Source organism: Streptomyces sp. NPDC006208 (genome assembly GCF_040613775.1).
In the GTDB taxonomy this organism is placed as follows: Bacteria; Actinomycetota; Actinomycetes; order Streptomycetales; family Streptomycetaceae; genus Streptomyces.
On record NZ_JBEXSW010000071.1, the window covers coordinates 1 to 22,334 of the forward strand.

Annotated in this window: 22 protein-coding genes; 10 read left to right on the forward strand and 12 right to left on the reverse strand. The window is 71.3% G+C overall.

Features of this window, described 5'->3' with window-relative positions:
- Positions 1–148: 148 nt before the first annotated feature.
- The 4 genes from ABZ208_RS36210 to ABZ208_RS36225 all read right to left on the reverse strand — a co-directional run bounded on the left by ABZ208_RS36210 (position 149) and on the right by ABZ208_RS36225 (position 2,496).
- Positions 149–637 (reverse strand): hypothetical protein, encoded by a 489-nt coding sequence (locus ABZ208_RS36210; protein ID WP_356913702.1) that lies wholly within the window; start codon positions 635–637, stop codon positions 149–151.
- Between the two features lie 61 nt (positions 638–698).
- A complete protein-coding gene (locus ABZ208_RS36215) occupies positions 699–896 on the reverse strand; it encodes a hypothetical protein (RefSeq protein ID WP_356913703.1) in 198 nt (65 codons plus the stop codon).
- Between the two features lie 96 nt (positions 897–992).
- Positions 993–1,787, reverse strand: coding sequence for a hypothetical protein (locus ABZ208_RS36220; protein WP_356913730.1), 795 nt, complete (start codon positions 1,785–1,787; stop codon positions 993–995).
- Between the two features lie 58 nt (positions 1,788–1,845).
- A complete protein-coding gene (locus ABZ208_RS36225) occupies positions 1,846–2,496 on the reverse strand; it encodes a sigma-70 family RNA polymerase sigma factor (protein WP_356913731.1) in 651 nt (216 codons plus the stop codon).
- A 46-nt stretch (positions 2,497–2,542) separates the two neighbouring features.
- Here ABZ208_RS36225 and trpS point away from each other — a divergent pair, with 46 nt between their 5' ends.
- The 3 genes from trpS to ABZ208_RS36240 all read left to right on the forward strand — a co-directional run bounded on the left by trpS (position 2,543) and on the right by ABZ208_RS36240 (position 5,268).
- Complete coding sequence (gene trpS, locus ABZ208_RS36230) at positions 2,543–3,556, forward strand: tryptophan--tRNA ligase (protein ID WP_356913705.1); 1,014 nt, start codon at positions 2,543–2,545, stop codon at positions 3,554–3,556.
- A gap of 157 nt (positions 3,557–3,713) precedes the next feature.
- Complete coding sequence (locus ABZ208_RS36235; protein WP_356913706.1) at positions 3,714–4,295, forward strand: 2'-5' RNA ligase family protein; 582 nt, start codon at positions 3,714–3,716, stop codon at positions 4,293–4,295.
- Positions 4,296–4,350: 55 nt separating this feature from the next.
- Entirely contained in the window at positions 4,351–5,268 is a 918-nt protein-coding gene (locus ABZ208_RS36240; RefSeq protein WP_356913707.1) for a YihY/virulence factor BrkB family protein, read from the forward strand.
- On the opposite strand, the gene ABZ208_RS36245 is transcribed toward ABZ208_RS36240, so the two are convergent.
- Positions 5,216–6,460: a D-alanyl-D-alanine carboxypeptidase gene (locus ABZ208_RS36245; RefSeq protein WP_356913708.1), complete on the reverse strand. Its 1,245-nt coding sequence runs from the start codon at positions 6,458–6,460 to the stop codon at positions 5,216–5,218. The two genes, ABZ208_RS36240 and ABZ208_RS36245, sit on opposite strands and share 53 nt — an antisense overlap.
- Before the next feature lie 121 nt (positions 6,461–6,581).
- On the opposite strand from ABZ208_RS36245, the gene ABZ208_RS36250 reads away from it, so the two are divergent.
- Both ABZ208_RS36250 and ABZ208_RS36255 read left to right on the forward strand, forming a co-directional pair.
- On the forward strand, positions 6,582–6,827 hold the full coding sequence (locus ABZ208_RS36250; protein WP_356913709.1) for a hypothetical protein: 246 nt from the start codon (positions 6,582–6,584) through the stop codon (positions 6,825–6,827).
- An 18-nt stretch (positions 6,828–6,845) separates the two neighbouring features.
- Positions 6,846–8,381 (forward strand): metallophosphoesterase, encoded by a 1,536-nt coding sequence (locus ABZ208_RS36255; protein WP_356913710.1) that lies wholly within the window; start codon positions 6,846–6,848, stop codon positions 8,379–8,381.
- A gap of 13 nt (positions 8,382–8,394) precedes the next feature.
- Here ABZ208_RS36255 and ABZ208_RS36260 read toward each other — a convergent pair whose 3' ends face one another.
- Both ABZ208_RS36260 and ABZ208_RS36265 read right to left on the reverse strand, forming a co-directional pair.
- On the reverse strand, positions 8,395–9,807 hold the full coding sequence (locus ABZ208_RS36260) for a HAMP domain-containing sensor histidine kinase (protein WP_356913711.1): 1,413 nt from the start codon (positions 9,805–9,807) through the stop codon (positions 8,395–8,397).
- Between the two features lie 116 nt (positions 9,808–9,923).
- A complete protein-coding gene (locus ABZ208_RS36265) occupies positions 9,924–10,622 on the reverse strand; it encodes a response regulator transcription factor (RefSeq protein WP_356913712.1) in 699 nt (232 codons plus the stop codon).
- Between the two features lie 151 nt (positions 10,623–10,773).
- Here ABZ208_RS36265 and ABZ208_RS36270 point away from each other — a divergent pair, with 151 nt between their 5' ends.
- Complete coding sequence (locus ABZ208_RS36270; protein ID WP_356913713.1) at positions 10,774–13,209, forward strand: MMPL family transporter; 2,436 nt, start codon at positions 10,774–10,776, stop codon at positions 13,207–13,209.
- Positions 13,210–13,316: 107 nt separating this feature from the next.
- On the opposite strand, the gene ABZ208_RS36275 is transcribed toward ABZ208_RS36270, so the two are convergent.
- The 3 genes from ABZ208_RS36275 to ABZ208_RS36285 are packed head-to-tail and all read right to left on the reverse strand — an operon-like array spanning position 13,317 to position 14,964.
- Positions 13,317–14,054, reverse strand: coding sequence for a TetR family transcriptional regulator (locus tag ABZ208_RS36275; RefSeq protein WP_356913714.1), 738 nt, complete (start codon positions 14,052–14,054; stop codon positions 13,317–13,319).
- Positions 14,055–14,065: 11 nt separating this feature from the next.
- Positions 14,066–14,515 (reverse strand): DCC1-like thiol-disulfide oxidoreductase family protein, encoded by a 450-nt coding sequence (locus ABZ208_RS36280; RefSeq protein WP_356913715.1) that lies wholly within the window; start codon positions 14,513–14,515, stop codon positions 14,066–14,068.
- 5 nt (positions 14,516–14,520) lie between these two features.
- Positions 14,521–14,964, reverse strand: coding sequence for a hypothetical protein (locus ABZ208_RS36285; RefSeq protein ID WP_356913716.1), 444 nt, complete (start codon positions 14,962–14,964; stop codon positions 14,521–14,523).
- A gap of 146 nt (positions 14,965–15,110) precedes the next feature.
- On the opposite strand from ABZ208_RS36285, the gene ABZ208_RS36290 reads away from it, so the two are divergent.
- Positions 15,111–15,917, forward strand: a complete 807-nt coding sequence (locus ABZ208_RS36290) for an alpha/beta hydrolase (protein ID WP_356913717.1) — start codon at positions 15,111–15,113, stop codon at positions 15,915–15,917.
- A 22-nt stretch (positions 15,918–15,939) separates the two neighbouring features.
- Here ABZ208_RS36290 and ABZ208_RS36295 read toward each other — a convergent pair whose 3' ends face one another.
- Positions 15,940–17,967 carry a DUF4132 domain-containing protein gene (locus ABZ208_RS36295; protein WP_356913718.1) on the reverse strand — a complete coding sequence of 676 codons (2,028 nt, stop codon included), beginning with the start codon at positions 17,965–17,967 and terminating at the stop codon, positions 15,940–15,942.
- A gap of 148 nt (positions 17,968–18,115) precedes the next feature.
- Here ABZ208_RS36295 and ABZ208_RS36300 point away from each other — a divergent pair, with 148 nt between their 5' ends.
- Genes ABZ208_RS36300 through ABZ208_RS36310 form a run of 3 tightly spaced genes read left to right on the forward strand, consistent with a single transcriptional unit; the run spans position 18,116 to position 21,577 of the window.
- A complete protein-coding gene (locus tag ABZ208_RS36300) occupies positions 18,116–18,691 on the forward strand; it encodes a GNAT family N-acetyltransferase (protein ID WP_356913719.1) in 576 nt (191 codons plus the stop codon).
- 49 nt (positions 18,692–18,740) lie between these two features.
- Entirely contained in the window at positions 18,741–19,106 is a 366-nt protein-coding gene (locus tag ABZ208_RS36305; protein ID WP_356913720.1) for a hypothetical protein, read from the forward strand.
- Positions 19,106–21,577 (forward strand): DUF4132 domain-containing protein, encoded by a 2,472-nt coding sequence (locus ABZ208_RS36310; protein WP_356913721.1) that lies wholly within the window; start codon positions 19,106–19,108, stop codon positions 21,575–21,577. Before ABZ208_RS36305 ends, ABZ208_RS36310 begins: the two co-directional genes overlap by 1 nt.
- A gap of 57 nt (positions 21,578–21,634) precedes the next feature.
- Here the strand turns inward: ABZ208_RS36310 and ABZ208_RS36315 are convergent, their stop codons facing one another.
- On the reverse strand, positions 21,635–22,198 hold the full coding sequence (locus ABZ208_RS36315) for a hypothetical protein (protein WP_356913722.1): 564 nt from the start codon (positions 22,196–22,198) through the stop codon (positions 21,635–21,637).
- Between the last annotated feature and the right edge of the window lie 136 nt (positions 22,199–22,334).

The window sequence follows — 22,334 nt, forward strand, 5'->3', positions numbered from 1 at the left end:
GACCGACATTTGAGTTGTTTTCAGAGGTGTGAACTACATATCTGGCCCACAACTCTGGGCCCCCACCCCCCCCCCGGGCTCCACATCCCCCCCCGCCCCCCGGCGCCCTGTCGGTGACAGGGCACGGCGCGCACGGCCCCGCTTCCGGTCAGCTGTCGATCAACTGCCCGCGCGGCCCGCTCTCGCGCTCACTGCCGCGCCCGCCGGACAGCGGATGCGACAGCCGGGCAGCCGGCACCGGGCGCAGCGCCAGACCCAGCGCCGCACCGACCCCCAGCGCCGGTATCGCCCACCACCAGCCGGTCGCCCCCGTGCCGGCTGAGTCCTCGCGCCCGGCCGGAGCCGGCTCCTCGGCCGCGGGCTGCGCGGCGGCGCCGGCGCCCTGGGCCCGGTCGGACTCCGGCGGGAGATTCGATCCGTCGCTGTCGTTGACGGTCCTGCCCAGCACACCCAGCTTCGCGAGCAGCTCGTAAAGCACCCTCGGAGTGGTCGCCTTGTGCCAGGTGCCCTGCTGCGTCTCCGTGTCCAGCGAGGTGTGGATCCATATGGGCCGGTCCGCGTTCTTGCCCACGTACACCTGGTCCAGCCGCCAGGGCTGTATGTCGTGGACCATCCACACCACATTGAGCGCGCGCATCCCCGCGGCCTCCTCCAGCGACGGCGGGCGCTCCGAGCGGCCTGCGCCGGGCTGCCGGCCGTCATTGACGCCGAGCAGCGCCTGAAGCGGGTTCGTAGTCCTCGTTCGCGTAGTACAGCGCCGCTGCCTCTTCGCTCTCCGGAGAGGTGATCAGCACGCTCGTCGGCCCTCCGGCCACGGCGCTCGGCGCGAAGAACCAGGTCAGTGCGAGGACCGTCGCCAGTGCGGCAAGCCGTCGCAGCAGTCGTAGCAGTCGCATGCGTCCCCCAGCCGACGCCGGTACGGGCCCTCCGCACCGCGTCATCTGTGGTACACCGCCCGACCGCTTCAGGTTCCGCCCGCGCGAGAGGATTTTTCAGGGCGTCGAAACGGCGATCTCCGTGGCCCGCTCCAGCGAGGCCACACCCTCGATCCGCAGCGTCGTCCCGCCGTCCCGCGTCGTCCACAGCAGCGTCGGACCTGCCGTGCGCTCGGCGCGCACCCATTCCCCGCCCCTGGCGTCCGTCATCCCGAAGCGCAGCAGATGCGGCTCGGCGAACCACAGCGCGGTCCTGGCCTCCGCCCCGCCCCCGCCGTCCAGCGTCACCGGCTCGGGCATGATCCGCGCCTGCTTGACGAAGCCCAGGTCGAGCCGCGCGCCGAACTCGTCCAGCCGTACCGTACGGCCGCCCTCGCGCCAGCACAGGCTCACCACCGCCCGGCCGCCCGGCCCCTCGGTCACCGAGACCGCTTCCGGCGTACCGAGCGCGCCCGGCACCCGCGGCCGAAAGCCCGCCCGCCGCTCCGCCTCCGCGAGCGGAACCGGGGCACGACACCACGGCACCGGCGCGTCCGCCCGCGGCGGCGCCGACGGGTCGTACCGCACCTCGACGCCGCCGAAGCCGAACCAGTCCGCCACCGCCGCCCGCACCGGCGGGGTGAGCACCAGCACCACCAGCACCCCGGACAGGCCGACGGTCAGCGCACGCCACCGCCTGCGTACCCAGCCCCGAAGCCGGCCGAAACGGCTCGGGGGCGGCGCCGGTGCCGGTACAGCGTCGGCAAGGAGCTGTGCCAGCACCCGCTCCGCCATCGTCTCGCCGTCCACGTCCGGGATCCTGATCCCGCGCCCCAGCCCGCGCAGCTCCTCGGCCAGTGCCTCATGCTCCAGGTCCAGGTCCAGGTCCCGTTCCCGGTCCGCGCCCTGCTCCCCGGACCGCTCGTCCTCGTCACCCACGCTCCTCACCTCCCTCCTGTCCTTCCTGCGCCCCGCGGGCCCCTATGAGCCGCCCCAGCTTCGCCAGTGCGCGGTTCAGCCGTGATTTCACCGTCCCGCGCGGGCAGCCGAGCGCCTCGGCCGTCTCCGCTTCGTCCATCTCCAGCAGATAGCGGTAGGTGACCACCTGCCGCTGCTCCTCGCTCAGCTCGTCCAGCGCGGCGAGCAGCAGCCCGCGCCGCTCTCCTGCCACCGCAGCCAGCGCCGGATCCGCGGACTCCGGTATGAGCGGCTCGGAGCCGAGCATGAGCGCCTCCCGCCCGGCGAGTGCCCGCAGCCGCACTGCCGAGCGCACTGTGTTCCTCGTCTCGTTCGCGACGATCCGCAGCAGCCACGGCCGGAAGGCGGCACCGTCCTGGAACCGCCCCAGCGCCTGATACGCCTTGAGGAAGGCGCTCTGCACCACGTCCTCCGCATCAGCGCCGGCCCCGAAGGCCACGGCCGCCCGCACCACCACCGCCGTATGGGCGCGGACCAGCTCCGCGTACGCCTCCGGCTCTCCGGCGCGCACGCGGGCGATGACCGCATCCTCGTCGGCGACGATGCGACGACCCCCCTCCCGGGTCCCCTCCGGGCTCCGCTCCCGCGTCCTCACGCCTTTCATACACCGGCGGCCGGGAATCGGTTCCACACCTGAGAGAATGAGGACCATGGCCTCAGACCGACCCCGCGCGCTCTCCGGTATTCAGCCCACCGCCGGCTCGTTCCACCTCGGGAACTACCTCGGTGCCATCCGCCAGTACGTGGCGCTGCAAGAGACCCACGACGCGTTCTACATGGTGGTGGACCTGCACGCGATCACCGTGCCGCAGGATCCCGCCGAGCTGCGTGCCAACACCCGGCTCGCCGCAGCCCAGCTGCTCGCCGCCGGTCTCGACCCCGACCGCTGCACCCTCTTCATCCAGAGCCACGTCCCCGAGCACGCGCAGCTCGGCTGGGTCATGAACTGCCTCACCGGCTTCGGCGAGGCCTCCCGGATGACGCAGTTCAAGGACAAGTCCGCCAAGCAGGGCGCCGACCGGTCCACCGTCGGCCTGTTCACGTACCCGATCCTGCAGGTCGCGGACATCCTGCTGTACCAGGCCGACGCCGTGCCGGTCGGCGAGGACCAGCGCCAGCACGTCGAGCTGACCCGGGACCTCGCCGAGCGTTTCAACAGCCGCTTCGGTGAGACGTTCAACGTCCCGGCCCCGCACATCGTCAAGGAGGTCGCGAAGATCTACGACCTCCAGGACCCGGCGATCAAGATGAGTAAGTCGGCCTCGTCGCCGAAGGGCCTGATCAACCTGCTCGACGAGCCGAAGACCACTGCGAAGAAGGTCAAGAGCGCGGTCACCGACACCGACACCGTGATCCGCTACGACGCGGTGGAGAAGCCCGGCATCAGCAACCTCCTCACCATCTACTCCACCCTCACGGGTACGCCCATCGCCGATCTGGAGCAGAAGTACGAGGGCAAGGGCTACGGTGCGCTCAAGACCGACCTCGCGGACGTGATGGTGGAGTTTGTCACTCCGTTCCGGACCCGTACGCAGGAATACTTGGACGACACCGAGACGCTGGACTCGATCCTGGCCAAGGGTGCGGAGAAGGCCCGTGCGGTGGCGGCGGAAACGCTGGCCGCCGCCTACGAGAGGGTGGGCTTCCTGCCGGCCAAGCACTGAGCCGGCCGGCAGACCCGGGGAGTCCGGCCGTCACGGGCCGGCGACCGGCAGGTCCAAGGACCGGGGTCCAAGGACTCTGGCCGAACCGGCGGTACAGCCGCCACACTGGCGGCTGTACACCTGACCACCGCTGTGCACCGAGACTGAGGAGAACGACGTGGGGACCGTAACGCTCGGCGTTTCGATCGCGGTCCCGGAGCCCTACGGCAGCCTGCTCCAGCAGCAGCGCGCGGGCTTCGGGGATCCCGCCGCGCACGGCATTCCGACCCACGTCACCCTCCTGCCGCCCACCGAGGTCGACTCCGGCCGGCTTCCCGCGATCGAGGCCCACCTGGCCGCGGTCGCCGCCGCCGGCCGGCCGTTCCCCATGCGCCTCTCCGGTACAGGCACCTTCCGTCCGATGTCGCCCGTCGTCTTCGTCCGGGTCGTCGAGGGCGCCGCGGCATGCACCTGGCTGCAGAAGCGGGTGCGGGACGCGTCCGGGCCGCTGGCACGCGAGCTGCAGTTCCCGTACCACCCGCATGTGACCGTGGCGCACGGCATCGCCGACGAGCTGATGGACCGGGCGTACGAGGAGCTGACCGATTACGCGGCGGAGTGGACCTGCTCCTCCTTCGCGCTGTACGAGCAGGGCGCGGACTCCGTCTGGCGCCAGCTTCACGAGTACACCTTCGGTGGCGGCATCCCGGGTGTCCCCGCCCAGGGCTCGCCGGTCGACGAGCCCGCCACCACGATCTGAGCCGCTCCGGCGCGTCAGCCGGACGGAACCGGGCCGTAGCGGGTACGCGTACGGAATGGACTGGCTGACCAAGCTCCCCGTCATCGGCCCGCTCGTGGCCCGGCTGATGCGCACCCACGCCTGGCGTTCCTACGAGACCCTCGACCGGGTGCACTGGACGCGCCTCGCCGCCGCGATCACCTTTCTCAGTTTCCTGGCGCTGTTCCCGCTGATCGCGGTCGGTGCGGCGGTCGGCGCCGCCCTGCTCAGCAAGGAGCAGCTGGACAAGCTGCAGAACAAGCTGTCCGAGCAGGTGCCGGGCATCTCCGACCAGCTCAACCTCGACGGGCTGGTCGCCAACGCGGGCACGATCGGGTTCGTGGCCGGTGTAGTGCTGCTGCTGACCGGTATCAGCTGGGTCGGCGCGATGCGGGACTGCCTGCGTGCGGTGTGGGAGCTCGACGACGTGGACGAGGGCAACCCGATCGTTCGCAAGCTCACGGACGCAGGCGTGCTGCTGGGGCTCGGCGCGGTCGGGCTCGCCTCGGTCGCTGCGTCCGCGCTGGGTTCCACGACGGTCGGCTGGACAGCGGACAGACTCGGCATCGACAGGGACGGATGGGGCGGTGTGCTGCTCCAGATCGCAGGCCTCGCGATCGCGGTCCTCGCCGGCTTCCTGATCCTGCTCTACGTGCTGACCCTGCTGCCCGGGGTGCAGCCGCCGCGCCGCCGCCTGGTCGTGGCGGCGCTGATCGGCGCGGTCGGCTTCGAACTGCTCAAGATGCTGCTCGGCGGCTATATGAAGGGCGTCGCGGGGCGCAGCATGTACGGCGCGTTCGGTGTCCCCATCGCACTGCTGCTGTGGATCAACTTCATGGCGAAGCTGCTGCTGTACTGCGCCGCCTGGACGGCGACGCAGAGCAAGGACAACGGCGGCGACGTCAGCGACGAGGCAGGCGGCGCACCAGGTCGGGCAGCGGCCAGCGACGGTTGACCAGGAACGCCCCGCCCGCGAGCAGCACCAGCACCCCGCCCGTGACGCCCAGCGCGATCCCGATGCCGCCCGACCCGCTCTTGTCCGAGGCGGCGGGCTTGGCGGGTGCGCCCTTGCCGTTGTTGGCCGGCTCCCGGTCCCCGTCTCCCGAGGCCGATGTGTCCGCGGACTTCGGCGGTACCAGCTCACCGATCGGCTCCACGTTCCCGGCCGCCTCGAAGCCCCAGTCGAGCAGTCGGCCGGCCTCCTTGTAGACGGCCTGGCTCTCGCCGGAGTTCGGGTTCATGACGGTGACGAGGAGCACCCTGCCGTCCCGCTCGGCGACTCCGGTGAAAGTCGCCCCGGCGTGCGTGGTGTTGCCGTTCTTGACGCCGGCGATGCCCTTGTAGGGGGTGATGCCGTAGTCACCGGTGAGCAGGCGGTTGGTGTTCTGGATCTCGAACGTCTCGCGCTTCTTGCCCTCCTTCTCCTCACCGGGGAAGTCGGCGCGCACGGTCGAGCAGTACTCGCGGAAGTCCTTCTTCTGCATGCCGCTGCGGGCGATCAGGGTCAGGTCGTACGCCGACGAGACCTGGCCGGGCTCGTCGTATCCGTCGGGCGAGACGACTTCGGTGTCCAGTGCCTGCAGTTCGTCCGCGTGCTCCTGCATGTCCTCGACGGTCTTGTCGATACCGCCGTTCATCTCGGACAGCACATGGACGGCGTCGTTGCCGGAGCGCAGGAAGACGCCGAGCCACAGGTCGTGGACGGTGTAGGTCTGGTCCTCCTTGACGCCGACCAGGCTGCTGCCCTCGCCCACCTCGGCGAGCTCGTCCGCGGTGACCGTGTGCTCGGTCTCCTTGGGCAGCCGGGGCAGCACGGTGTCCGCGAACAGCATCTTGAGGGTCGAGGCCGGAGGCAGCCGCCAGTGCGCGTTGTGCGCGGCGAGCACATCGCCGCTCTCGGCGTCGGCGACGATCCAGGACCGGCCGCTGACGTCCTTGGGCAGGACGGGCGCGCCGGGGCCGAGGTCGACCTGGGTTCCGGGCCTGCCGAGTTGGGCACCGCCGACCGTGGACATGATCGCCGGGGGTTTGGGCTGTTTCTTGTCCGGCTTGTCGTCCAGGGTGTCCGCGAAAGCGGGCGCGGCGGTCAGTGCGGGCAGCAACGCAGTGGCGAGGACCGTCAACGCGGTCTTTTTCAAAGCAGACACGGACGAGAACGTACAGGGCGCCGAAACAAATATGGAGATCGGACCAGGGACCCGCCGGGAGCGACGCCAGGACAGCCCACCCCGAGCAACCCGATCGGACGACGGCCGCGATACTGGACCCATGAAGCTCAGCCGCTCGGTGTCCTGGTTCCTGCTCGCGTTCGGGGTATGGAGCTGGTTCATCTGGGTCACTTTCATCAAGAACTTGTGGCAGGACGCCAGCGGGCTCGCCTTCGACGACGCGGGTGACCCGACCGGATACTTCTGGGTCCATCTGCTGCTCGCCGTCACGTCCTTTGTTCTGGGGACGATCATCGGCGCCATCGGGTTGCGTGGTCTGCGCGCCCTGCGCCGTGAGCGCGACTAGGTAAGAGGAGAGCCGTACGTGGTGGTCGTCGTCGTCCTTGTGGTGGTCCTGGTCCTCTCAGTGCTCGCGGGGGTGCACTGGTACGTGTGGCGGCGGCTGGTCCGCGACACGACGGCACGCGGCTCGGCCGCCCGCCGGTTCGGTACGGCGGGCATCTGGATCCTGCCCGTCCTCTCGGTCGGCGCCCTGGTCTCGGGCCGCGCCGGCGCGCCGTTCTGGCTCGAACGGACCCTGGCCTGGCCCGGCTACCTGTGGCTGGCGATGCTGCTGTACCTGGTGCTCGCCCTCGTCGTGGGCGAGGCGGTACGCCCGCTGCTGATCAGGGTGCTGGAGCGCCGTGCGGCCTCCGAAGCGCACCGGGTGGCGCCGGCCGGCGTACCTGCCGTCGGGGCGAGCGGTTCCCCAGGCACCGTGCTCGACGGAGCGTCAGCTGCCGGCGGTGCGCCGGCGGCGGGCAACGCGCGTACCGACGCGCCGGATTCCGCCGCGACCACCGGCGTGTCGGCCCCGAGAAGCCCTGCCTCCGGTGAGGGCGGTCGCCCTGCGGCCGACGCGCCGACCACGGTGGGCACGCTCACCGCGGACGAGGCCTCCACCCCGGAGAACGTGGATGCCTCTCAGGGCGGCGTTCCCTCCGACGGGGGCACCCGTGTTCCTGCGGACGGCTCCGCCGGTGGAGCCCTGCTCGCCGAACCGCAGGGCGCGGCGGGTGCCCTCGCCGCGTCGGCCGTGTCGCGGCGGCTGTTCGTGTCGCGGATCGTCGGCGGGGCCGCGGCCGTCGCCGCGGCCGGCACCGTCGGACTCGGTACGTACGGCGTACTGCGCGGGCCCCGCGTCAAGCGCGTCACCGTGCCGCTCGCCAAGCTGCCCCGCGCCGCCCATGGCTACCGCATCGCCGTCGTCAGTGACATCCACCTCGGGCCGATCCTGGGCCGCGCGCACACCCAGCGCATCGTCGACGCCATCAACGCCGTCCAGCCCGATCTTGTCGCCGTCGTCGGGGACCTCGTCGACGGGTCGGTCGAGGACCTCGGGCCCGCCGCCGAGCCGCTCGCGCAGTTGCGGGCCCGGCACGGGTCGTACTTCGTGACCGGCAATCACGAGTACTTCTCCGGCGCGGACGCCTGGGTCGACCATGTGCGCGAGCTCGGACTGCGGCCTCTGCGCAACGAGCGTGTCGAGATCGCCGGCTTCGACCTCGCCGGAGTCGACGACGTCGCCGGCGAGCGAGAAGGCCAGGGCCCCGACTTCGCCAGGGCGCTCGGCGACCGGGACCGTACCCGGGCCGCCGTGCTGCTCGCGCATCAGCCCGTCGTCATCCATGAGGCGGTGGACCACGGCGTGGACCTCCAGCTCTCCGGGCACACCCACGGCGGTCAGCTCTGGCCGGGCAACTACCTGGCCGAGCTGGCCAACCCCACCGTCGCCGGTCTGGAACGGTACGGCGACACGCAGCTGTACGTGACCCGCGGCGCGGGGGCCTGGGGCCCGCCCGTACGCGTCGGGGCCGAGTCCGACATCACACTCGTCCAGCTGGCGTCACGGCAGGCCTAGGGCCTCCTGCGGGTCAGGCCGGCAGTCCCACCGTCACCGCCAGGCCCTCGCCCGGCGAGGTCCGCACGGTCACCGTGCCGCCCTGCGCGGCCACCACCGCCTGGACGATCGCCATGCCGAGCCCGCTCCCGACGGGCCCGTCCGCCGACCCGCCGCCCGCCGCGCGGAAGAAGCGGTCGAAGATGCGCTCCGCGTCCTTGGCCGACATGCCAGGTCCGTCGTCGGCGACCTCCAGCCGTACCCACGGCCCGCGGTCGGCCGTTTCCGTACGCGTCAGCTCCACACGCACCGCCGCCTCCACCGGGGTGTGCGCACGGATGTTGCTCAGCAGGTTGCCCACGACCTGCCGCAGCCCCGACTCGTCGCCGTGGACGATCACCGCCCCGCCGGCCCTGACGGTCAGTGGGCGCCGCGGCTGCTGGGCGCGCAGATCGTCCGCCCCGTCCCGTACCAGCCGGCTCAGATCGACCGGGCTCATGCGCAGCTCGGGCTGCTGGTCGAGCCGGGCCAGCGTGAGCAGTTCGTCGACGAGCCGCCCCATCCGGTCGGCCTCGGCGTTCATCCGCGCCAGCGCCCTGCTCCGGTCGTCAGGCGCGCGCAGCATCCCCTTGTCGTACAACTGGAGATAGCCGCGGATCGCTGACAGCGGTGTGCGCAGCTCGTGCGAGGCGTCCGCGACGAACCGCCGCAGCTGCCGCTCGCTCTTCTCCCGGGTCTCGAAGGCCGATTCGACCTGATGAAGCATGGAGTTGAGGGCGATCCGCAGCTGCTCGATCTCGGTCACCGGGTCGCGGCCGGCCGGCACGCGCCGGGTCAGATCTCCCTCGGCGATCGCCGACGCCGTCTCCACGATGTCCTCCAGCGGCCGCAGCCGGTGCTTGGTGCCGAGCATGGTGAGGAGCGCGAGGAGCGTCAGCAGCAGCGTTCCGACGGCCAGATCGAGCTTGAGTGCCTTGCGCATGCCCAAATGCACCGCCTCGGTCTCGGCAGCCAGCAGCACCACCGTGTCGTCGGCGAGCCGGGCGGCGACGACACGGTGGGGAGTGCCGTCGATGCTGATGTCGCGCGCCTCGGCGAACGCGGCGAGCGCGGTCTCGTCGCCGACGGCCTCGGCGAGCGCGATCTGCCGCTCGGTGGGGGCGATCGCCGCGAACGACAGCGGCCGCCCCCGGCGGTCGACCGCGGTCACCAGCGTTCCAGACCGCGGCAGCGCGCCCGACCCCGAGGGGCCCGGGGTGAACTGCTCGCGCAGGGATCCGACGGCGCTCAGCGCGTCGACCTCCTTGCGGGTGAAGCCGGTGCGCTCCAGGGCGCTGCGGGACGCGAGCAACTCGGTGTCGACGCGTTCCAGCAGATAGTGCCGCATGCCTATCAGGCTGACGGCGGTGGCAGCGACGATGCCGAGCGTGAGCAGGGCGACGTTCACGAAGGTCAGCCTGGCGCGCAGCGAGTGCAGGCCGCGATGGCGCCGGCGCCCGAGAGAGCGCCCCCCTCCACGCCACGGTCCGCGCTCCGGCCGGCGCCACCTCGCGGGCCGGCTCTTCACGCGCCTTCGTCCGCCAGCCCGTATCCGATGCCCCGTCTTGTGGTGATCAACGGCGGCCCCAGCGGGTCGAGTTTGCGGCGCAGATAGCTGATGTAGGTCTCGACGACGGTCGACTCGGCCTGGTGCTCGTACTGCCATACGTGTCGCAGCAGCTGTTCCTTGGGCACGATCCGCCCGCCGTTGCGCACCAGGAAACGCAGCAGCGCGTACTCGGTGGGCGTGAGCTGTACGGTGCGGCCCGCGCGGCGCACCGCATATGTCGTGTCGTCCAGTTCCAGGTCCCCGTAGCGCAGTGGCGGCCGCACCGGCAGTACGTCGCCGGGCCGCGTGCGGCGCAGTACGGCTCTGATCCTGGCCACCACCTCGTCGATGTTGAACGGTTTGGTGATGTAGTCGTCGCCGAGCTCCAGTGCGCCGACGATCTCGGCCGGGGCGTCCCGCGCGGTGACGAAGACGACGGCTGTGTCCGGGTGCGCCGCGCGCAGTTCGCGCCCCAGCACCCGGCCGTCGCCGTCCGGGAGCATCACATCGAGCAGCGCCACATCGGGCCGTTGCGCTCCGGCGAGCACCTTGGCCTGTCGCACGTTCCCGGCCGTCAGCACCGTGAATCGGTGGTAGCGCAGGGCTATGGCGAGGACGTCGGCGATGCTCGGCTCGTCCTCGACGATCAGCACGGTCGCTCCGTCGTGGGTCATGGACCCAGTATCGGCACGCCGGTTGTGGACGGTGGCGGTCGCTGCCTTGGAGTTCCTTGAGAGTCATGGCCCGATCGCACGACGGGGACGCTCCGGGGCCGATTCTGGGACCGGACCTCGGGGAGAGCGGACCGATGAAGGAGCAGGAATCGTGGCTGCATTGGCACGGTGGTGCTATCGGCACCGGCTGGTGGTCCTGGTGCTGTGGGTGGGCGCACTCCTCGGCCTGGGGGCCGGGGGTGGCGCGGCAGGCACCCAGTACTCGAACGTCTTCAGCCTTCCGAACACGGACTCCACCCACGCCTACGACCTGATGGCGAAGGCGTTCCCGGAGCGTGCCGGGGACACGGACACGGTGGTGTGGCGGGTCTCGAAGGGCTCGGCCGCGGACGCCGCCGTACGGGAACGGATCGAGCCGGCGCTCGAGAAGATCGCGGCGATGGACGGTGTCGGCGAGGTGGCCGGCCCGTTCACCGAAGAGGGTTCGGGACAGCTGAGCAAGGACGGCAGGACGGCGTACGCGCAGATCACCTTCACCGAGCAGGCGAACGGCGTACCGAAGGAGCTGGTCGAGGACGTCGTCGCGACCGCACAGGACGCGGAGCGTGCGGGCCTGCGGATCGAGCTCGGCGGTCAGGCGATCGCCCGGGTCCAGGAGCCGCCGACCGGCACGGCCGAGCTCGTCGGCCTCGCCGCCGCGGCGGTCGTGCTCTTCCTGGCGTTCGGCTCGCTGTTCGCGATGCTGCTGCCACTGATCGTCGCGATCTTCGGCGTGGGCACGGGCATGCTGTCGACGATGCTGCTCAGCCATGTCACGGACGTGCCCGAAGTGGCCCCGCTGCTGGGCTCGTTGATCGGTCTCGGCGTCGGCATCGACTACGCGCTGTTCATCGTCACGCGGCACCGCAAGGGCCTGCTGCGTGGCACGGACCCCGAGGAGGCGGCGGTCACCGCGCTCAACACCTCGGGCCGTGCGGTGCTGTTCGCGGGCGGCACCGTGTGCATCGCGCTCGCGGGCATGCTGGTGATGAACCTCCGTTTCCTCGACGGCGTCGTCATCGCGACCTCGCTGACCGTGGTGCTGAGCGTGCTGGCCGCGGTCACCCTGCTGCCGGCCCTGCTCGGGCTGCTCGGCGTCCGGGTGCTCAGCCGCCGTCAGCGCAGGAGGCTCGCTGCCGAGGGGCCGCAGCCGCAGGAGCCGGCCGGCGCGGCCGCGCGCTGGTCCGCGTACGTCCAGAAGCGGCCGAGGTCCGTGGCGCTGGTCGCCGCCGTGGTGATGGCGGCGCTGGCGATCCCGGTGCTCTCGCTGCGGCTCGGCGCGACCGACCAGGGCAACCACAGGTCGGACACCACCACCCGGCAGGCGTACGACCTGCTCGCCGAGGGCTTCGGGCCGGGGTTCAACGGACCGCTGCAGCTGGTCGCGCAGGACGCGGAACCGGCTTCCGTGCAGCGGCTGGTGGAGCGGGTGCGCGGCACCGAGGGAGTGGCCCACGCCGTTGCGCTGCCCGCGCCGCCGGAGGCCGGGATCACCGTGATCCAGGTGGTGCCGACGACCTCGCCGCAGTCGGAGGAGACGGACCGGCTGATCGACCGGCTGCGCGACGAGGTGATTCCGCGGTCGGGCGAGCAGGTCCATGTCGGCGGGGTGACCGCCGTCTTCAAGGACTTCGCCACCGTGACGGGGGAGCGGCTGCCGTACTTCGTCGGCACGATCATCGCGCTGGGCTTCGTACTGCTGCTGGTCGCGTTCCGGTCGCTGGTGGTGCCGCTGACGGCCGCGCTGATGAATCTGATCGCCGCGGCGGCGTCCTTCGGCGTCCTGGTCGCGATCTTCCAGTGGGGCTGGGGCGGGGAGCTGATCGGACTCGGCAAGGAGGGGCCGATCACCGCCTTCCTCCCGGTCATCATGCTGTCGCTGCTCTTCGGACTGTCCATGGACTACCAGGTCTTCCTGGTCAGCCGGATGCACGAGGAGTGGGTGCACACCAAGGACAACGCGCGGGCGGTACGGGTCGGCCTCGCCGAGACCAGCAGGGTCATCAACTGCGCGGCGCTCATCATGATCTGCGTCTTCAGCGCTTTCGTGCTCAGCGGCGACATGGAGGGTGCGATGGCGGGCATCGGGCTGGCGGCCGCCGTGGCGCTGGACGCGTTCATCCTGCGTACGGCGCTGGTGCCGGCCGCGATGCATCTGCTGGGGCGGTCCAACTGGTGGCTGCCGGCGGGTCTTGACAAGCGGCTGCCGCATCTGGCGGTGGAGCCGAGCGAGGAGCCGGCCCCGGCCGCCGCCGACGTACCGGCCGGCCCGCCCGGGGCAGGCTCCGTGGTCCATGGCTTCGTCCGCACGGACGAGGGCGAGCCGGTCCCGGACGCGGTGCTCACCCTCGTGTCCCCGGGCGGCAGCCAGATCGACCGGGTGGAGTCGCTGGCCGACGGCTCCTACATCCTGTCCGCGCCCGCGAGTGGCGCGTATCTGCTGGCGGCGACGGCAGGGGTGCACGACCCGTGGGTCCGGCACATCATGATCGGCGGCGACCCGCTGGTGCACGATGTGACGCTGACGGATCTGGGGGTCACACGCTGACCGGGCCCTGACCGCCCGGCCGAGTCATGGTCGGTCCCTGTGCGATGCCTCGGCGAGTCCTGGTCGGTCCTGGGGGGCCTGAACCCGCGGACGGCGTCCGGCAGAGCTCAGGCGTCGTCGCCCGCGCCGCTCCGGCGGGTCTCGCGGATCTTGCGGGCGGCGACACTCTCCGCCATCCCGGGCAGGAAGTCCGTGAACAGCTCGTGCACCTCGCGTACGAGCGGCCGCAGCACCCGGAAGCGCGCCAGCGCGACACCGCGGGAGGTGAGGCGGGCACCGCGTTCGGCGAGGCGCCTGGACCGCTCGCTGTTCTCCGAGCGGTCGAAGACCCAGTACAGGACGAGTCCCATCTGGGAGAGCCACATCAACTCCGGGAGGATGTCCCGCAGTTCCTCCGCCACCTTGGACTTCGAGCCCGCCAGCACCTCCCGGTGGACGGCGATCGCCGCCTCGCGGGCGTGCACCGATTCGGGCGAGAAAGGGCTGAGCGGGCTCTCCGGATCGGCCGCGTTCTTGAAGAACTGTGCCGCGAACTCGTGGTAGGGGGCCGCGATGTCCAGCCACGCCGTCAGCACCCCGGCGAGCCGGGCCTCGAGATCGGTCTCCTTGTCCAGCACTGGCCGGACCGCCGCCTGGTGCTCGGCGGCGATCCGGTCGTAGAACCCCTGGACGAGATGTTCCTTGGAAGCGAAGTAGTAGTACGCGTTCCCTACCGAGACACCGGCTTCCTTGGCGATGGCCCGCATCGTCGTCTTGTCGTAGCCGCGTTCCTGGAAGAGGCGGAGCGCGGTTTCGAGGATGAGGGTGCGGGTCTGCTCGCTCTTCGGGGCCTTCGCTTCTGTCACGGTGTCCGAGCCTAACCGGGGACGGAGCACCGGTCGTCGCAGGGCCGTGCTGCTGCGGCGCCCGGCATGGTCGCCTCCCGGTATTTGGCCGCCGCGAGCATCGTGACGCGTACGAAGGGCGCCCCGGCCGGGGTGGCCAGCCAGTGGGCCTTGGGCCGGTACTCGGCCAGGGCCCACAGGCAGGTGATCCACGCGGCGGGGCCGATGTAGATCTGGCCCCGGTCGCCGATGACGGTGATCTCCCGCAGCGTCCGGTCGTGGTCGAGGCGCGGATACAGGCGGCGCGCCTCGACGGACCCGGCGGCGACCATCTCCAGCGGCACGAGCTGCCGTTGCCGCCTCAGCCAGTTGCGCAGATGGACGCAGAGCGAGCAGTTGGCGTCGTACAGGACGGTCAGGCCGTGGACCGGAGTACGGTGCGCCGGGCTGCCGGCGGGTGCTGTGCGTGCCGCGGTGTCCATCGCCCTCACGCCCCGGCGGGACCGGCGGCGGGCGCGGCCCACGGGTTCGAGCCGGCCTGGCCCGTCCAGCCCTGCGGGGGCACCGGCGGCACGTGCTCGCGCTCCATCGCGCCGCGCCGGCGGATCTTGTTGAGCACGTAGACATTGGCCAGGTGCATCACGCCGAGGACCAGCAGGACGACGCCGATCTTCACCGACAGGGCTTCGAAGAGCCCGCGGGCGTCGGTGACGGCGTCGGCGGCCTTGAGGTACAGGGCGACGAAGCCCAGGTTCACCAGGTAGAAGCCGACCACCAGGAGGTGGTTCACGGCGTCGGCGAGCTTCTCGTTCCCCTGCAGTACGTCGGCGAGGAAGATCCTGCCGTTCTGGCTGAGCGTGCGGGCGACCCAGACGGTGAGCCCCACGCTGATCAGCAGGTAGACGACGTACGCGACAACAGTGAGGTCCATGCCCCACCCTCCCTTGAACACGTTCAAAAGCTGTTGTCATGGACTGTAGACCTCTCTTTGAACATGTTCAAGTCATGGTGGTGCCGCAGGGACGCGGGGCGGAACCGAAGTGCGCGGGCATCGGGACGCCACGTAACATCGCCCGGATGACGCTCTCTTACGACATGACCGGCGAGGGTCCCGCCGTCGTCCTGCTGCACTCCTCGGTGTGCGACCGGCGGATGTGGGACGCCCAGTTCGAAGCTCTCGCGGATGCGGGGCACCGCGTGGTGCGCTGCGACTTCAGGGGGTTCGGCCGGTCACCTGTCGCCGAAGGTGCCTACACCGATGCCGAGGATGTGCTGGAGCTGATGGACGCTCTCGGCATCGAGCAGGCAGCGCTGGTCGGATCGTCGTTCGGCGGCCGCGTCGCCCTGTTCGCCGCCGCGCGCAGCCCGGAGCGGGTGACCGCGCTGGCCCTGCTGTGCGCCGCGCCGCTGCCGGGGCACGAGCCGAGCGCCGAACTGGTCGCCTTCGACGAGAGGGAGACCGAGCTGTTCGAGGCCGGCGACCTGGCGGGGGCCGCGGACTGGAACGTGCGGACGTGGCTGGGCCCGGACGCCGACGGGGCGACCCGGGACGCCGTGCACCGGATGCAGCTGCACGCCTTCGAGGTACAGACGGCAGCGGAGGAGGCCGTGGAGCAGGAGGGCGCCCCGTTCGTGCTCTCCGGCACCAAGGTCACCGAACTGCCCGACCTCTCGGGCATCAAGGCGCCCTGCCTCGCCGTCTCCGGCGCGCACGATCTGCCGGACTTCGGGCAGGCCGCAGCCCGTATCCCCGCCCTGCTGCCGCAAGCCCGCCATACGGAGCTCCCTTGGGCCGGTCATCTCCCTGGCCTGGAGCGGCCGGACGAGATCACCGCCTTGCTGACCGGCTTCCTCGCCGAGCACCGAGCCCCCTGCGGCGCGTGACACCGCTCCCGACCGGGCCCGCCTACGCGGCGCGCCTGAGCTGAGACGTGATCGTGCGGTCGGTGATCCGGGCGTCGTCGGCCAGCAGGAACGCCTTCGACAGGATCACCGACAGCAGCCCGCCGTCCTCCTCGAACGGCAGGAAGAGACGATCCGTGCCCCCGGCCGCCACCGCCCCTCGGTCGACCACGATGCACAGATACCCGTCGTCCGGTTCCATCAGGATGTTTCCCGAGCCGAGGTGGATCTTGTAGGTGCGCAACTCCCCGCGCACCCGCAGGAAACGGTCCGCGAGCTCCACCCGGTCGGCTATCCGCGTCCGCGGCAGCAGCGCGGCCAGCGACTCCCGCCGTATCCGGGCCGACTCGGTCAGGTCGCCGAACGCCCAGCCGCGCCAGTAGTCGCCGAACGCCCGGTCCTCCCCGCGGTCCTGCCACTGCGGATCGGCCCCGATCGACGCCACCCCTACGAACAGGTCCACATCACGCATCGCCTCGCTGAGCGTCAGTACAGGTACGTCCACGAGATCGGCCCGCTCCCACGGTCCGCGCGCACCGCGCCGGCGCTCGAAGCGCACCTGGTCGGTGGAGCACAGGGTCGCGATGTCGCCGTCGTCGCGGGCCTCGACGAGCTCCACATGGAACCGGGCCCGCCAGAACTCGCCCTCGGTCACGGTCAGTTCACCGGCCCTCGGCAGCTCACGCACCATCTCCGCCGCGTGCCCGTCGCTGTGGTACCCCAGGTGGTTGCCCGCCCAGCCGCGCTCCACCATCAGGGCCCTCGCCTGGTCGTAGCGCAGGATGTGCCCGGCGAAGCGGTTGGAGTAGTTCCGGGTGGTCTCCTCGGCCGGGGTCAGCGGATACACCTCCCGGAACGCCTGCTTGAAGGGCTGGCGCAGCTCGCGGTCCGCGAGCTCCGTGCGCCAGGCCCGGACCTCGTCGGTGTCCGCCCGCACCGGATGCCACAGCCGCAGCAGAGCGCCCTCCGTCACCGGGACCGCGGTGCCGTCCGCACCGGCGAGTGCCCAGCCGCCTGCCGCGCGCTCCGGCAGACCGGCCGTCCACCGCGCACCACCGTCCGGACTCACCTCCCAGATCAGGGCGGCCGCGAGCGCGCCGGTGACCGGGTGGTCGATGTAGTAGGACTCCCAGTCGCGCACCGGCCGGCAGGTGCCCGCCATCAGATGCTCCTCGAGCCGTGCGCGCTCGGCCGACAGCAGTGCCCGCAGCTGCTTCACCGCGCCGCGGATCTCGGCGAGGCGGTCCCCGTACGCCTCGCGCACCGCCTTCGGGGCGGACTTCAGTACCCGCCCCTGCGGCCCCCGGAACGCGAGCGTGACGGTGCCCGGCGCGGCGACCGACAGCAGCGCCGTATGGTCGCCGAACTGCTCCTCACGCATGCCGCGGGCATCGAGGCCCACGGTCGGCACCGCGCGCTCCCGGAGTATCGACGGCGTCAGTCCGCCGCGCTCGGCCACGGCCTGGAGCGAGGCGGCGATCCCCTTCACCACCGTGCGGTTGCGGATCGTGCGACGCAGGCGGTCGAGCCGCTCGACGGCCTGCTCGCCCTGCGGTCCGCCGAACTCGCCGAGGACGGCGACTGCCGCCGTCGCCATCTTGCCGTTGCGGCACACGCCGCCCGAACCGCCCCAGCCCGTCCCGGCGTTGAGCGCCACATCGGCGACGGCCGGCACGGCCCAGTCGGCGTCGATGTCCGCGGCGGCCCAGAGCAGCCCGCGCACCAGTACCGTGTTGTGCTCCGAGGCGATGCCCGGCCATTCGCCCCCGCCCCACTGCGGCGAACGCACCGTGTGCTCGGCCTGTCGGGCCATCCCCTCCAGCAGCACCCGCACCGCTTCCTGCCCGCGCACGGAGTCCGCCAGCAACGCCGCGGCCTCCTTTCGCCACCGCTTGGTGGCCCGCACCTTGTCCTGTCCGGTGCAGTGCGCGAGGAACTCGTGCACACCCGGCGATGTGAGCAGCTCCGCATGCGCCGCGCGCATCGCCGGCCCGTACTTGTCCTCGTCGTCGAGCAGCGTCGTCACGTTCATCGTGCTGGTCCCCTCCCCGGGCCGAACTCCTCCTGACGGTACGCCGCGCCACTGACATCGAGGGACCAGGAGGCGTTCTTCGAACGGCCGGTCGCGCCACCGGCCCCGCGAGGCGCCACCGGCAGCGGCGGGCGGGCATCATCGGCTGATGGACCAAGAGATCACGGTACGGCCCGCCACCAACGGGAACTGGGCGGACGTCGAGCAGCTCCTCAGCGCGCGTGGCTCCGTGAAGGGCTGCTGGTGCATGTTCTTCCGCCAGACACCGCAGGAGCGCCGCGCGACCGAGTGGGGCGAGGGCAACAGGCAGGCGCTGAAGGCACTCGTCGACGACGGGCGGCGCCCCGGTCTGGTGGCCTACCGGGACCGCACCCCGGTCGGATGGGTGTCGGTCGCGCCCCGCGCCGAGTACACGCGACTCGACCGCTCGCCGGTCAGCAGGCCGGTGGACGAACGCCCGGTGTGGTCACTGGTCTGCCTGTACGTCGGCAAGGAGCACCGAGGCACGGGAGTCGCCCGTGAACTGGTGTGCGCAGCCGCCGAGTACGCGAGGGAGCGGGGCGCGCGGACCGTCGAGGCGTATCCGGTGGACGACACGCTGGGCCCGGTGGGAGCCGACGACGCCTACCACGGGCTGGTCTCGCTGCTCGCCCGCGAGGGCTTCACGGAGGTGGCCCGCCGGACGCCCAAGCGGCCGGTGATGAGGCTCCTGCTGGAGCCTTGACGGGGGCTCGGCTCGGGCCTTGTCGGTGCCGGGCTCTAATCTCCTCGGCATGGCACGGGTGACATTCGTCGACGAGACGACATCGGGCAGCCGCAGCGACGGCTGGGGACTGGACATCGCCGAGGAGAGGCTCGCGCTGCGGGAGTTGATCCGGCGGCGGGTCTTCCAGGAGGTGGCGGAGTTCCATGCGCGCGGGGCGGGGCCGGGCGGGTCGTTCCGCGCGCTGGTCCAGCCGAAGAGCGGCGGCCGCGTGGACCCCGAGACCCAGTGCGAGCTGGCGCTCGCCGCGTTCGCGCGCAACGGCTTTCTGGTGCTCGTAGGCGACCGGCAGATGGAGGACCTGGACGAGGAGATCGACCTGCGCCTCGGCATCGAGGTCACTTTCCTCAAACTCGTTCCCCTGGTGGGTGGCTGATGGGCGGGTACGAGGCGGAGCAGCTGCGGTGCGTCCGGCAGCATGTCGAGGACGACAACATGGGCGAGCTGGCCGTCGCGCTCGTGCGGATCGGCGCCCTGAACAACACCTGGCACGGCGACGGCGCCACGATGCTCGAACTGGTCCGCGCGCTGCCGCAGGATTCCCGGCTGCGGCTGGCGAACGCCTGGGTCGCCCGCCATCGGTCGGGCAGCGACAGCGAGAGAATCCGTGACATCGTCCTCACCCTGGTGGGCATCGTGGGCCGCGATCTGCCTGACGACCTGCTGTCCACCGAGCGGCTGCGCAAGCTCGAGGACTACTCCCGTGTCAGCTCGGTGTACGCCGCCCATGAGCTGCAGAGACTCGCCGAGGCCGAACTGGCCGCCGGGCGAGAGCTGTCGGGCCATGTCGTCGCCGTCGTCCGGCGCACGCTCATGACCGTCTACTACGGCAAGCAGAACCTCGGCGAGCTGGCCGCCCGGCTCACCGAACCGGTGCTCAACCCCGGCGAGGCCTGGGCCGACCAGGCACTGGATGAACTGGCCGCTCTCGACGGTCATTGGCGCGCCCTGCTGAAGCACGCGCTCACCGCCACCGCCGCCAGGCCCTCGGCCGCATGGGAGAGGACCGGACGCGAACTGATCGGCACGATCGGCGCCGAAACCGTACGGACCACCGTGCTGCCGTGGCTCGCGCTCGCCGGGCGGCCTCGCACCCTGGAACTGGTCCGCGGCAAGTACGAGGCCGACATCAACCAGGCCTGCGACCCGTACAACGCCAACGCCCTGCGCGGCCTCGCCTGGCTGCTGGCGCTGCTGCCTCCGCACCCGGAGACCGCGCGCGCCCTCGGAGCGCTCACCGAGACCATGCTGCGCAAGGTCCCCGGGCTCGGTCCGCGCAATCCGAAGGTCGCCAACGCCGGCGTCACCGCACTCGCCCGTGTCGAGGGCGAGGCGGCCCTCGCCGAACTGGCGCGGCTGGCCGCCCGCGTCACCTACAAGGGCACGCTGAAGCTGATCGACGCGGCGCTGGAAGCGCGGGCCACCGCGCTCGGACTGAGCCGTGACGAGATCGAGGAACTGGCCGTGCCCGCCTATGGACTGACCGAGGTCGGCCGCGCGGTGCACCGGCTGGGGGAGTGCACCGCGGAGCTGACCGTGTCGGGCAGCCGCGCCGGTCTCACCTGGCTCAGCGCCGCCGGCAAACAGGTCAAGGCCCCACCCGCCGCGGTGAAGCGCGACCATCCGGAGGAGCTGAAGGAGCTCAAGGCCGCGGCCAAGGACATCGACAAGATGCTCAGTGCCCAGGCCGAGCGGCTCGACCGGCAGTTCCTCGCACGCAGGACGTGGACGTACAAGACCTGGCGCGAACGGTATCTCGACCACCCACTGGTCGGTACGCTCGCCCGGCGTCTGCTGTGGACGGTGGACGGCACGGCCTGCGGCTTCGCGGACGGCGAGCTGCGGGGTCCGACCGACGACCCGGTGACCGACGGGTCCACGGTCGCGCTGTGGCACCCGGTCGGCCGCGAAGCCGACGAGGTCGTCGCCTGGCGCGACTGGCTCGAACGGCACGGCATCACACAGCCGTTCAAGCAGGCGCACCGTGAGGTCTATCCGCTCACCGATGCCGAACGGACCACCGGCACCTACTCGAACCGGTTCGCCGGGCACATCCTGCGCCAGCACCAGTTCCACTCCCTGGCCGCGGTCCGCGGCTGGACCAACAAGCTGCGGCTGTGCGTCGACGACTCCTACACCCCGGCGTACCGGGAACTGCCGCAGTGGGGGCTGCGCGCCGAGTACTGGATCGAGGGCGAAGGCGAGGGCTGGGGGCCTGGGGAGACCACCGAGTCCGGGAGCTATCTGCGGCTGCGCACCGACCAGGTCCGCTTCTATCCGATCGACGCCCCGCACAACCATGCGCACGCGGGCGGCGGCCCGTACGAGATGTGGCTGCGTGACGGCCAGGACCGGGTCGAGGCGCTCCCCCTCACCGACATCCCGGCACTGGTGCTGTCCGAAGTCCTGCGCGACGTCGACCTGTTCGTGGGCGTTGCCAGTATCGGCAACGACCCGACCTGGCAGGACGGCGGCCCCGGCGGCCGCTTCCGCGAATACTGGACGTCCTACGGCTTCGGCGAACTGAACCAGAGCGCCGAGACGCGCCGCGACCTGCTCACCCGCCTCGTGCCGCGCCTCGCGATCGCCGACCGCTGCGCGATGGACGGCCGGTTCCTGCATGTGCGCGGCGATCTCCACACGTACAAGATCCACCTCGGCTCGGGCAACATCCTGCGCACGCCGAACGACCAGTACGTGTGCATCGTCCCCAAGGCGGGCGGCGGCCCGGACACCGGATATCTGCCCTTCGAGGGGGACGGGCTCCTGTCCGTGATCCTCAGCAAGGCGATGATGCTGGCCAGGGACGCCGAGATCACCGACCCGACGATCGTGAGCCAGCTGTGACGGCCGTGGCGAGGAGGCCGCCGCGTCACCGCGCGCTCGCGCGGTGACGCTGCACCGCTACATGCTGCTGAGCGACCGCGCGTAGTTGATCTGGCCCATGACCTGCTGGAACGTCTGCGGACCGTGCGCCGGGATCATCGTCGAGTGGTGCTTGCCGCCACTGGTCACCGTGACCTGGATGAAGCCCGTGGTCTTCTTCTCCTTCATCAGGAGGAAGAGCAGCCCCAGCAGGCAGAAGATGAAGAAGACGATCGCCAGCACGATGGCGTGGGTCGGGATCTTCTCCTCGGTGTGCGACATGTCGGTCGCGTTCCACACCGCGCCGCGCAGCGGGAGCGTGCCCGCGGGCGTCACGATCGATTCGCCCATGACCGTGATGTCACCGATCGCCACCAGCGGGGCTCCGCCCATCGGGGCGGGTGCGCCGGGCGGGTTGGGCGCGCCGGTGTAGGGGACCGGGACGCCGGCGGGCTGCGTCTGGGAGTACTGCGGGGGCTGGTTGGGGTAGCCGTACCCCTGGGTCGGGCCCGGGTAGCCGTATGCCGGCGTGCTGCCCGGAGGCTGCGTCGGCCCCCACTGGTATTCGGGTTCCCCGTCCGCATACGGATTCGGCTGGGTCATTCTCTCGTCCCCGCTTTCGCACTGCGCCAAGTCAGACGTGAACCGATCCTGCCAGGTCTCGCCTCCGAGGGTGTAGTCCGCAGCGAAAAGGGCCCCGTCTCCATCCGGGAGGCGGGGCCCTTCACTTCAGGACGTT

Excerpts from the sequence above, each read along its gene's own strand:
- ABZ208_RS36210 (WP_356913702.1), bottom strand. The coding sequence starts at position 637 with ATGCGCGCGCTCAATGTGGTGTGGATGGTCCACGACATACAGCCCTGG.
- ABZ208_RS36215 (WP_356913703.1), bottom strand. The coding sequence starts at position 896 with ATGCGACTGCTACGACTGCTGCGACGGCTTGCCGCACTGGCGACGGTC.
- ABZ208_RS36225 (WP_356913731.1), bottom strand. The coding sequence starts at position 2,496 with ATGAAAGGCGTGAGGACGCGGGAGCGGAGCCCGGAGGGGACCCGGGAG.
- trpS (WP_356913705.1), top strand. The coding sequence starts at position 2,543 with ATGGCCTCAGACCGACCCCGCGCGCTCTCCGGTATTCAGCCCACCGCC.
- ABZ208_RS36240 (WP_356913707.1), top strand. The coding sequence starts at position 4,351 with ATGGACTGGCTGACCAAGCTCCCCGTCATCGGCCCGCTCGTGGCCCGG.
- ABZ208_RS36250 (WP_356913709.1), top strand. The coding sequence starts at position 6,582 with ATGAAGCTCAGCCGCTCGGTGTCCTGGTTCCTGCTCGCGTTCGGGGTA.
- ABZ208_RS36265 (WP_356913712.1), bottom strand. The coding sequence starts at position 10,622 with ATGACCCACGACGGAGCGACCGTGCTGATCGTCGAGGACGAGCCGAGC.
- ABZ208_RS36280 (WP_356913715.1), bottom strand. The coding sequence starts at position 14,515 with ATGGACACCGCGGCACGCACAGCACCCGCCGGCAGCCCGGCGCACCGT.
- ABZ208_RS36285 (WP_356913716.1), bottom strand. The coding sequence starts at position 14,964 with ATGGACCTCACTGTTGTCGCGTACGTCGTCTACCTGCTGATCAGCGTG.
- ABZ208_RS36290 (WP_356913717.1), top strand. The coding sequence starts at position 15,111 with ATGACGCTCTCTTACGACATGACCGGCGAGGGTCCCGCCGTCGTCCTG.
- ABZ208_RS36295 (WP_356913718.1), bottom strand. The coding sequence starts at position 17,967 with ATGAACGTGACGACGCTGCTCGACGACGAGGACAAGTACGGGCCGGCG.
- ABZ208_RS36300 (WP_356913719.1), top strand. The coding sequence starts at position 18,116 with ATGGACCAAGAGATCACGGTACGGCCCGCCACCAACGGGAACTGGGCG.
- ABZ208_RS36305 (WP_356913720.1), top strand. The coding sequence starts at position 18,741 with ATGGCACGGGTGACATTCGTCGACGAGACGACATCGGGCAGCCGCAGC.
- ABZ208_RS36310 (WP_356913721.1), top strand. The coding sequence starts at position 19,106 with ATGGGCGGGTACGAGGCGGAGCAGCTGCGGTGCGTCCGGCAGCATGTC.
- ABZ208_RS36315 (WP_356913722.1), bottom strand. The coding sequence starts at position 22,198 with ATGACCCAGCCGAATCCGTATGCGGACGGGGAACCCGAATACCAGTGG.